Source organism: Sinosporangium album (assembly GCF_900100605.1).
Lineage (GTDB): Bacteria > Actinomycetota > Actinomycetes > Streptosporangiales > Streptosporangiaceae > Sinosporangium > Sinosporangium album.
This window is the reverse complement of the sequence record NZ_FNCN01000065.1, coordinates 1-10,971: the sequence shown is the minus strand read 5'-3', so window position 1 is coordinate 10,971 and position 10,971 is coordinate 1. Positions and strand designations below refer to the sequence as shown.

Annotated in this window: 1 protein-coding gene; it reads right to left on the bottom strand. The window is 72.6% G+C overall.

Features of this window, described 5'->3' with window-relative positions:
• Positions 1 to 10,971, bottom strand: a 10,971-nt coding sequence (locus BLQ73_RS34380; protein WP_143020536.1) for a type I polyketide synthase, incomplete at both ends; no start/stop codon positions are given.

Below are 10,971 nucleotides of genomic sequence, written 5' to 3'. Positions count from 1 at the left end.
ACATGCTCGACGGCCTGCTCGGCTCCCGACACGACGGTCGAGGCGGGACCGTTCACCGCGGCGATCGCCACGTCCGTACGGCTACCGCCCGCAAGCCCCGGGCTCTCGCCGAGCTCGGACAGGCACGTCAGGACCTCCTGCTCGGTGGCCTGGAGCGCCGCCATCGCGCCACCCGGCGGGAGCGCCTGCATCAGCCGGCCACGCGCCTCCACCAGGGTGCAGGCGTCGGCCAGAGTGAACACCCCGGCCGCGTGGGCGGCGGCGACCTCGCCGATCGAGTGGCCGGCGAGCAGGTCCGGCCTCACGCCCCACGACCGCGCCAGGCGGAACAGCGCCACCTCGACCGCGAAAAGAGCGGACTGGGCGTGAACGGTCTGATTGAGGAGCTCGTCGTCGTCACCCCAGACGATCTCCCGCACCCCGACCAGATGACGGGAAACCTCGTCGAACGCCTCCGCGAACACCGGGAAACGGTCATACAGCTCGCGCCCCATTCCCAGCCGCTGCACCCCTTGACCGGAGAACAGAAAGGCCAACCCGCCCGCGCGAGCCGTACCCTCGACCAGTGCTGCGTCGGCCTGCCCGGCCATCAGCGCGGAAAGGGCCCGAACCGTGGCGTCGTCGGCCCCGGCCAGGACCACGGCACGGTGGTCGAAACGCGACCGCGTCGCCACCAGCGAGTAACCCACGTCCACCAGCGCCTGCGCCGCCCCATCCGCACCTGCCGCGTCCACACGGTTGAGGTGCGCCAGTAGGCGGGCCGCCTGGGCACGCAGCGCGGCCTCGCTCTTGCCTGACAGCACCAGGGGCACCACACCAGGCGAAAGCACGCCGCCGTGCAGCGTCGCCAGGTCGGCTTCGGCGGGGTCATCCAGGCCGACTCGCCCGGAATTCTCAGGCGAATCCCCTGGGGTCATCCGATTCGCCGGGTCCACTTCGGCGAGGGCGTTGGCGGAGCCGCGCACAGGCCCGAGGCCCGACACTGCGTCCCTTTCCACCAGGTCCACCAGATCGCCCTGTTCGAGCACTACGTGGGCGTTGGTGCCGCTGATCCCGAACGACGACACCCCCGCCCGTCGCAGCCCCCGGCCTTCCGGCCAGGGGGTTTGCTCGGCCAGCAGCTCGACCGACCCCGCCGACCAGTCCACATGCGACGACGGCACTCCGATGTGCAAGGTCTTCGGCGCGATGCCGTGGCGCATAGCCATCACCATCTTGATGACGCCGGCGACTCCGGCGGCGGCCTGGGTGTGGCCGATGTTCGACTTCACCGACCCCAGCAGCAAAGGCAGCTCCCGATTCTGGCCGTAGGTCGCGATCAACGCCTGCGCCTCGATCGGATCGCCCAGTGTGGTGCCCGTGCCGTGGGCCTCCACCACGTCCACATCCGCCACGGACAGCCCCGCCGATGCCAACGCCTGCCGGATCACCCGCTGCTGGGACGGACCGTTCGGCGCCGTCAACCCGTTCGACGCGCCGTCCTGGTTGACCGCGCTACCGCGTACGACGGCCAGCACGCGGTGCCCGTGGCGGCGGGCGTCCGACAACCGTTCGACCACGACCACACCTGCGCCCTCACCCCAGCCGACTCCATTGGCGTCATCGGAGAACGCCCTGCACCGCCCATCGACTGACAACCCGCCCTGACGCGAGAACTCCACGAACGTGGCGGGGGTCGACATCACCGTTACCCCGCCCGCCACCGCCAGCGAGCACTCCCCCGCCCGCAGAGCCTGCACCGCCAGATGCAGCGCCACCAGCGACGACGAACACGCCGTATCCACCGTCACCGCCGGCCCCTCCAACCCCAGCGCATACGACACCCGCCCAGACGCCACACTCCCCGCACTGCCGCTACCCCGATAGCCCTCGAACTCCCCACCCTCCAGCAGCGTGGCGTAATCGCCGTACATCACCCCCGCGAACACCCCCGTACGGCTCCCGCGCAGCGACTCCGGATCCATCCCCGACCGCTCGAACGCCTCCCACACCGTCTCCAGCAGCAGACGCTGCTGTGCGTCGGTCGCCAGCGCCTCACGCGGACTCATCCCGAAGAACGCCGCATCGAACTCCGCCGCTCGGCTCAAGAACCCACCGGATCGGGTGTAGGAAGTGCCGACGCGGCCGGGGTCTGGGTTGTAGAGGTTTTCCACGTCCCACCCGCGATCGGAGGGGAAGTTGGAGATCGCGTCCACCCCGCCGGTCACGAGCCGCCACAGGTCCTCCGGGGACTCCACGCCGCCCGGGTAGCGGCAGGCCATGCCGACGATCACGATCGGGTCGTCGGCCACCGACGCGACCGCGGGGACGGTGGCTGGTGTGTCCGATCCGAGCAGCTCGTCCAGCAGGAACCCGGCCAGCGCCTCCGCCGACGGGTAGTCGAACACCACGGTCGCCGGCAGACGCAATCCCGTGGCCGTGTCAAGGCGATTGCGCAGCTCCACCGCGGTCAAGGAGTCGAATCCGAGATCGCGGAAAGCCTTCTTCGGGGCGATCTCCCCGGCTCGGGTGTGGCCGAGAACCACGGCGATCTGGGTGCGCACCACGTCGAGGAGGACTTCGTGGCGTTCACGGGGGTCGAGCGCGGACAGCCGGTTGGTGAGGGCGTCTGCTTGGGGGGCTGCCGCCGTACGGCGTGCGGGGACGCGGACGAGCCCTCGCAAAAGGGGTGGCACGTCGCCGCGTGCGCGGATCGCCGCGAGGTCGAGGCGCGCCGGGAGCAGGGTGGCCTCGGTGCCGGCCAAGGCGGTGTCGAACAGGGCGAGCCCCTGTTCCGGGGTCAGCGGGGGCATGCCCGCGTGGGTCATGCGGTGGGTGTCGGCCTCGCGCAGCTCTTGGGTCATGCCCGTCGTCTGTATCCAGGGGCCGTAGGCCAGTGAGGTCGCCGGAAGGTTCAGCCCCCGGCGGTGCTCCGCCAGGGCGTCGAGGAACGCGTTGCCCGCCGCGTAGGCGGCCTGGCCCGCGCTGCCCAGCGTGCCCGCCACCGAGGAGAACAGGACGAACACGGAAATGTCGAGGTCCTTGGTGGCCTCGTGGAGGTTCCACGCCGCGTCCACCTTCGGCCGCAGCACGCCTTCAAGCCGTTCCGGTGTCAACGACGCGACCACCCCGTCGTCCAGCACCCCGGCCGCATGCACCACCGCCCCGATCGGATGACGGGCCACAAGGCCGGCGACAGCCGTACGGTCACCCGCATCGCACGCCTCCACCAGCACCTCCGCCCCGAGCCCCGACAACTCCTCCACCGTCTCGGCCGCACCCTCGGTGGCAAGGCCCCGGCGCCCGACCAGCAGCAGACGCCGCACCCCACGCGTGGTGACCAGATGCCGGGCCACCACCCGACCGAGACCGCCCAAACCTCCGGTGACCAGAACAAACCCATCGCCGGCGAAGGCCCCACCCGCCTCCGGCAAGGCGGCAGAAAGGCCGGGGCCTTCGGTCTCGGCGCCGACCGGCGGAATCCGCAGCGCCTCGCCGACGTCCGAACCGTCCGCCGCGGGCACCTGGTCCTGGGCAACGCCGCCCGTGCCGACCGCGTCCCGACGACCAGCGCCCAACATGCCCGGGCCGCCGTCGTGGGCCGCTCGCGCCACCCTGACCAGCCGGGCCGCCAGCACCTCACCATCCCGCAGCATGATCTGCGGCTCGTCCACCGCCACGGCGCGGGGCAGCAGGCCGTACGACGCCTCGTCCGCCAGGTCCACCAGGCCGAACCGGCCCGGATGCTCCAACTGCGCCGAACGCACCAGCCCCCACACCGACGCGCCCGCCAGATCGCCACCGGCCACGGCGCCACGGGTCACCAGCACCAGCCGAGACCGGGCGAACCTCGTATCGGCCAGCCAGTCACGCACCAGCTCCAGAACGCGCGCCGCAATCTCGTGAACGGCACCCACGACGTCACGCGCATCCATCTTCACGGCCCCCAGCGCACTGCCCGAGATGTCCGCGGGCACGCAGGCGGTGTCGCCTCCGCCAGGCGCGATCACGCCGTTGGGCGTACGTGTCGAATCGGGTTGCACCCCTGGGGCACCGGCATAAGCCTGAGCCGCCGCGCTGGTCGCCTCACCGCTTGTGATCGCTTGACCTGTGGGTGCTCCAACGGAGTCCTCTGGCGACACCACGCGCCCGACGCGGTCCTCGACCGACACCCCGGGAACAGCGGCCCCGAACAGCGGGACCAACACCACATCAGGCGCACTATCCGCCAGCGCCTCCCAATCGGAGACCACCTCACCCGGCAGCCCGACCTCGCCCCCGAACACCGCGATACGGCCACCCCAAGCCGCCGCCCCCGGCCCGACCCCGACCGGCACCCAGTCCAGCCGGAACAGCGAATCCCGGACAACCCCAGCCCCCACCGGCGAGATCGGCCGCACCGCCAGCGACCCCACCGACACCACCGCAGCACCCGCACCATCGGCCACCACCACCGACAACGCACCCCCACCCGCAGGCGACAGCCGTACACGCACCCGCGACGCACCCGACGCGTGAAGCACCACACCGCCCCACGAGAACGGCACCCCCTCACCGCCACCCGCCGACACCGCCGCATGCAGACACGCATCCAGCAGCGCCGGATGCACCCCGAAACCACCCGCGTCCACACCATCGGGCAGAGCCACCTCGGCGAACACCTCCTCACCGAGCCGCCAGGCCGCACGGAGACCTTGGAACATGGGCCCGTAGGCGAAGCCCGCGTCCAGGAGCCGCTCATAGATGTCGGTTGTGTCGATCGGCTGGGCCGCGGGCGGGGGCCAGGTGGAGAGGTCGATTGCGGGTGTTTCGGCGGTTGTGGCGAGGGACCCGCTTGCATGGAGGGTCCAGGTCGTGTCGTCCAGACTGTCGGCGGGGCGGGAGTGGATCGCGACGGGCCGACGCCCGGCTCCGTCTTCTTCTCCTACCCATATCTGCATCTGGATGGCCTCGTGCTCGGGGAGGATGAGCGGGGCGGCGAGTACCAGTTCCTCCACGGCCTGGCAGCCGACCTGGTCGCCGGCGCGTAGCGCGAGTTCCAGCAGTGCCGTACCAGGGAGGAGCACGGAGCCCCGCACCACGTGGTCCGCGAGCCACGGGTGCGTGGCGAGCGACACGCGTCCGGTGAGCAGGCAGCCGGCGGATGCCGCGAGGTCCACGGCTCCGGTGAGCATGGGGTGGTCGGCGAAGCTGATCCCCAGGGGGGCGACGCCGCCGGGGAAAGCCGTTGCGGCGGGCCAGTACCGCTGGCGTTGGAAAGGATAGGTGGGCAGGTCGACGCGGCGAGCACCCGTTCCGGCGAAGAACGACTCCCAGTCGATGGTTGCGCCGTGTATGTGAAGTTGCGCCATGGCGTTGACGACGGCGTGCTCTTCGGACTGGTTTCTGCGCATTGTCGGAACGGCTACCGCCCCGTCACCGGTCACCAAGGCGCTCAGCACCGCATCGGGACCGAGTTCGAGGAAGCGGGTGACGCCGTGTTCGCGGAGCGTACGGACACCGTCCGCGAACCGTACGGCCTCGCGCACATGACGCACCCAATAGTCCGCCGAGCACAACTCCTCGGCAGCCGCGACCCGGCCCGTCAGATTGGACACCAACGGAACGCGGGAAGGCTGCGGCGAAAGCCGTTCCACCACCGCCCGGAACCCCTCCAGCATCGGATCCATCAACGGCGAATGGAACGCATGCGACACCCGCAGACGGGACGTCTTCCTACCCAGCCCCTTGAAGTACCGGCGGACCCGCTCGACCGCCTCCGACACGCCCGACACCACCACCGACGACGGCCCGTTCACCGCCGCCACAGCCACCCCGTCCCGGCCGAGCTCGGCCAGCACCTCCCCCTCAGTGGCCTGCACCGCCGCCATAGCGCCCCCGGACGGCAGCGCGTCCATCAACCGGCCACGCGCCTCCACCAGCACGCACGCATCCTCAAGCGAGAACACCCCCGCCACATGCGCCGCCGCCACCTCGCCGATCGAATGCCCGGCCACCAGGTCCGGCCGCACCCCCCACGACTCCACCAGCCGAAACAGGGAGACCTCGACCGCGAACAACCCGGCCTGCGCATGAACCGTCCGATCCAGCAGCCCCGCGTCCTCCCCCCACACCACCTCCCGCACACCCGGCAGCAGCCCGCACACCTCATCGAAAACGGACGCGAACACAGGGAACCGCCCATACAGCTCCCGGCCCATGCCCAACCGCTGCGACCCCTGCCCGGTGAACAGGAACGCCTGAAGCCCGTCGGCCGTGTCGAGGACGGCCGGAACGTCACCCCGGGCCACGGAGTGGAGGCCCTCGGCGAGCCGGTCCGGGTCCGTGGCGACGACGGCGGCGCGGTAGGCGTGGGTGGCGCGGGTGGTGGCGAGGGAGTAGGCGACATCGACGGGACGCAGCGCGTGGTGGTCGAGGGCGAGCAGGCGCTCGGCCTGCGCGCGCAGGGCGTCGGGGGTCGCAGCGGACAGCAGCCACGGCACAGCGGGGTACGGCACGGCGGGGTACGGCACGGCGGGGGCTGACGATGCGGTCGAGGAGGACGGCGCGGCGGGAAGCGGCGCGGGCTCGCCGACGAGGGGGGCCTCTTCGAGCACGACATGCGCATTGGTACCGCTGATGCCGAACGACGACACGCCGGCGCGGCGCGGCCTTCCCGACACTGGCCACTCCTGCGCCTCGGTCAGGAGCCGTACGGCTCCCGCCGACCAGTCGACCTGCCGGCTCGGCGTGTCGACGTGCAGCGTGGGCGGCAGTACGGCGTGCCGCATGGCCATCACCATCTTGATGACGCCCGCGACTCCGGCGGCGGCCTGCGTGTGGCCGATGTTGGACTTCACCGATCCGAGTAGCAGCGGGTGTTCCCGCTCCTGCCCGTAGGTCGCGATCAGGGCTTGCGCCTCGATGGGGTCGCCGAGGGTGGTGCCGGTGCCGTGGGCTTCGACGGCGTCGATGCGGTCGGCGGACAGGCGGGCGTTGGCGAGGGCTTGGCGGATGACGCGGCGCTGGGAGGGGCCGTTGGGGGCGGTGAGCCCGTTGCTGGCGCCGTCCTGGTTGACGGCGGAGCCTCGGACGAGGGCGAGCACGGGGTGCCCGTGGCGTGTCGCGTCGGAGAGCCTTTCGACGACGAGGAAGCCCGCGCCTTCGGCGAAGCCGGTGCCGTCGGCGGCGGAGGCGAAGGATTTGCATCGGCCGTCGGCGGACAGGGCGCCTTGCCGTCCGAATTCGACGAAGACGCCGGGTGTGGCCATGACGGTGACTCCGCCGGTGATGGCGAGGGTGCAGTCGCCGTGGCGCAGCGCCTGGACGGCGAGGTGGAGGGCGACGAGGGAGGAGGAGCACGCGGTGTCGACGGAGACGGCGGGGCCTTCGAGGCCGAGTTTGTAGGATACGCGGCCGGATACGACGCTGCCGTTGCCGTCGCTGCCCGGGTAGTCGTGGTACATCACTCCGGCGAACACCCCGGTTCGGGTGCCTTTGAGGGAGTCCGGGTTGATGCCTGCGCGTTCGAGCGCCTCCCAGGACAGTTCGAGGGTGAGCCGCTGCTGCGGGTCCATGGCGAGGGCCTCGCGCGGGGAGATCCCGAAGAAGGCGGGATCGAAGTCGGCGGCGCCGTCGAGGAACCCTCCGCCGACGGTGAAGGGCGCCTCGGGGGCGCCGGGGTCGCGGAGAACCGACAGGTCCCAGCCGCGGTCGCCGGGGAAGGCGGAGACCGCGTCGGCGCCGGAGGCGACGAGACGCCACAGGTCCTCAGGGCCGGCCACGCCGCCGGGGTAGCGGCACGCCATGCCGATGATCGCGATGGGTTCGTGGTCGTGGGCGGGCTGCCGGGCGCCGGCCTGGGCCAGGTCCACGCGCATGTCGGCCAGCTCAAGGAGGCTGTCCACGAGGCCGGCGTCGCGGAGCCTGCGCGTCGGGATCGCCTGGAGGGCGGCACGGATGGCCGCGTCACCGTCTTCGGCCTCGTCCGGCCAGAGTTCGGTGGTGAGGAATTCGGCGACGGCGGCGGCGTTGGGGTGGTCGAACGCCAGGGTGGCGGGGAGGCGCAGCCCGGTGACGGCGCCCAGCCGGGTCCGCAGGTCGGTGGCCGACAGGGAGTCGAACCCGAGCTCCTGGAACGCCCGGTCGGGGGCGACGGCGTCGGCGGAGGCGTGGCCGAGCACGGCGGCGACCTCGGCGCGGACGATCTGCAGCACGGCCCGGCGCCGCTCGCCGTCCGCGAGCCCCGCCAGCCGCTCGGCCATGGGCAGCCCTCGTACGGCGGGAGCGTGGGCGGCCCGCCGCCGCGCCGGGGCCAGGCCGCGCAGCAGCGCCGGGATCTCGTCGGTGCGGGCGCGCAGCGCCGCCGCGTCCACCCGGATGGGCACCACCGCGGCACGCCCGCTGCGCATCGCCGCGTCGAACAGCGCCAACCCCTCGTCGTGGGTCAGCGGCGGCACTCCCTGGGCGGACATTCTGCTCCGGTCGACGTCGCGCAGGAACCTGCCGAGTCCGCCGCCGACGTCCCACAGGCCGAACGCCATCGACGTCGCCGGCAGCCCTTCGGCCCGCCGCCGCGCCGCCAGCGCGTCCAGGAACACATTCGCCGCCGCGTAGTTGCCCTGCCCCGCCGTCAGCACCAGACCGCCCGCCGACGACAGCATCACGAACGCCGACAACCCCATACCGCGCGTCAGCTCGTGCAGATACCAGGCCGCGTCGGCCTTCGGCGCCAGCACCCCGTCGACACGGTCCGGGGTCATGGCGCCGATGAGCCCGTTGTCCCCCACACCGGCCGCGTGCACGACCCCGGTCAGAGGGTGCAGGCCGACGAGCGCCTCCAACGCATCACGGTCCGCCGCATCGCAGGCCACCACCTCCACCCGGGCCCCGCACCCGGCCAACTCGGCCGCGAGCTCCGCCGCGCCCGGCGCGTCCGGGCCGCGGCGGCTCGCCAGGACAAGGCGGCGCACGCCGTACTCCGCCACCAGGTGCCGGGCGATCACCGCACCCAGCCCGCCCGTGCCGCCCGTGACCAACACCGCGCCCTCGGGATCGAAGACCGGCCTGTCGTCACCGGGGGCGATGCGGCTGAGACGCGGCACCAGGGTTCTGCCGCCGCGCACCGCCACCTCGGGCTCGCCCAGCGACGCCGCCCCCGCCGCCAGCGCCAGGTCCGCGTGCGTGTCCAGATCGACGAGCACGAAACGCCCGGGGTTCTCCGCCTGCGCCGCACGCACCAGCCCCCACACGGGAGCCTGCGTAAGGTCCGGTTCATCACCCGTCGCGTTGCGCGTCGCCACCACCAGCGTGGCGTCCGAACGGCGCTCCTCTCCGAGCCACTCCCGCACCGCGTGCAGCACCCGGTGCACCACCTCGCGCACCCCGGAGGGAACATTCCCCTCCGGCTCCGGTACGGCACCGCAGTCCAACACCACGACACCCGACTCCGAGGCGTCTGCGTCACCCCACCGAATCCACGTCCCGGCCGCCGCCGCAGCCGCCCGCGCCTCGGACCACTCGACGCCGTAGAGCGTCCCCGCCGACGACCCCACCTGCTCCGCCGACACCGGACGGCCCACCATCGACGCCACCGACAGCACCGGCCGACCGTCCGCGTCGGCCACCTCCAGCGCCAGCCCACCGTCGGCGGCCCGCGCCATCCGCACCCGCGCCACCACCGCCCCCACCGCGTGCAACGCGACCCCCGTCCACGCGAACGGGACCACCGTCTCGTCGCGGTCGGCGTCGAGCACCCAGGCGTGCAGGGCCGCGTCCAGCAGGGCGGGGTGAACCCCGAAGCGGGCGGCGTCGCCGTACGCCTCCTCCGGCAGAGCCACCTCGGCGAACAGCTCGCCGCCGCGGCGCCACACCGCGCGCAGCCCTTGGAACACCGGGCCATAGGTGAATCCGATGTCGGCGAAACGCGCATAGGCTTCCTCGACGGGAAGCGGTTCCGCGCCCTCCGGAGGCCACACCCGGCCGAACTCGGGCAGGGTGAACGCGGATGGGGTGAACGCCGATGGGGTGTCCGCGCCGGACGCCAGCACACCGGCCGCGTGCTCCACCCAGTCGCCGCCGTCCCGCCGCGAATGCACCCCCACCGGCCGCCGGCCGTCGCCGTCCGGCGTGCCCACGCGAACCTGCACCTGCACCCCGCCCCGCTCGGGAAGCACCAGCGGCGAGGCGAGCGTCAGCTCCTCCACCACGTGGCAGCCGACCTCGTCACCTGCGCGTAGCGCCAGTTCGAGCAGCGCCGTACCGGGGAGCAGCGCGACCCCCTGCACCACGTGATCGGCCAGCCACGGGCTCGACTCCAGCGACAGCCGACCCGTCAACAGGTGGCCGCCGTCCCCGGCCAGCTCCACGGCCGCGCCCAGCAGCGGGTGCTCCGCCGCACCCAACCCGGCGGACCGCACATCGGCGCGGCGGCTCGGCGCGGGCGAAGGCCAGAACCGTTCCCGCTGGAAGGCGTACGTCGGCAGCTCGACCCGCGCCGCGCGGGGGAACAGCGCCTCCCAGGCGACCGGCACACCTCGGACGTGGAGCGACGCCAACGCGTGCAGCGCCGCGGCCTCCTCGCCGCGGCCCTTGCGCAGCAGCGGGACGAACGCCGCGTCCTCGGCCGACTCCGCTCCCAAGGCCGACAGGGTGCCATCCGGGCCGAGTTCGAGGAACCTCGTCACGCCGTGCCGGTGGAGGGTGTGGATGCCGTCGGCGAAGCGTACGGCTTCGCGCACGTGCCGCACCCAGTAGTCCGGTGAGCAGAGGTCGGCGGCGGTGGCGACGTCGCCGGTGAGGTTGGAGACGACGGGGATGCGGGGAGCCTGGGGGGTGAGCCGTTCGAGGACCGTGCGGAACTCGTCCAGCATCGGGTCCATCAGCGGGGAGTGGAACGCGTGCGACACGCGCAGGCGGGCGGTCTTGCGGCCCAGCCCGTCGAAGTGCCGCCGGACATGCTCGACGGCCTGCTCGGCTCCCGACACGACGGTCGAGGCGGGACCGTTCACCGCG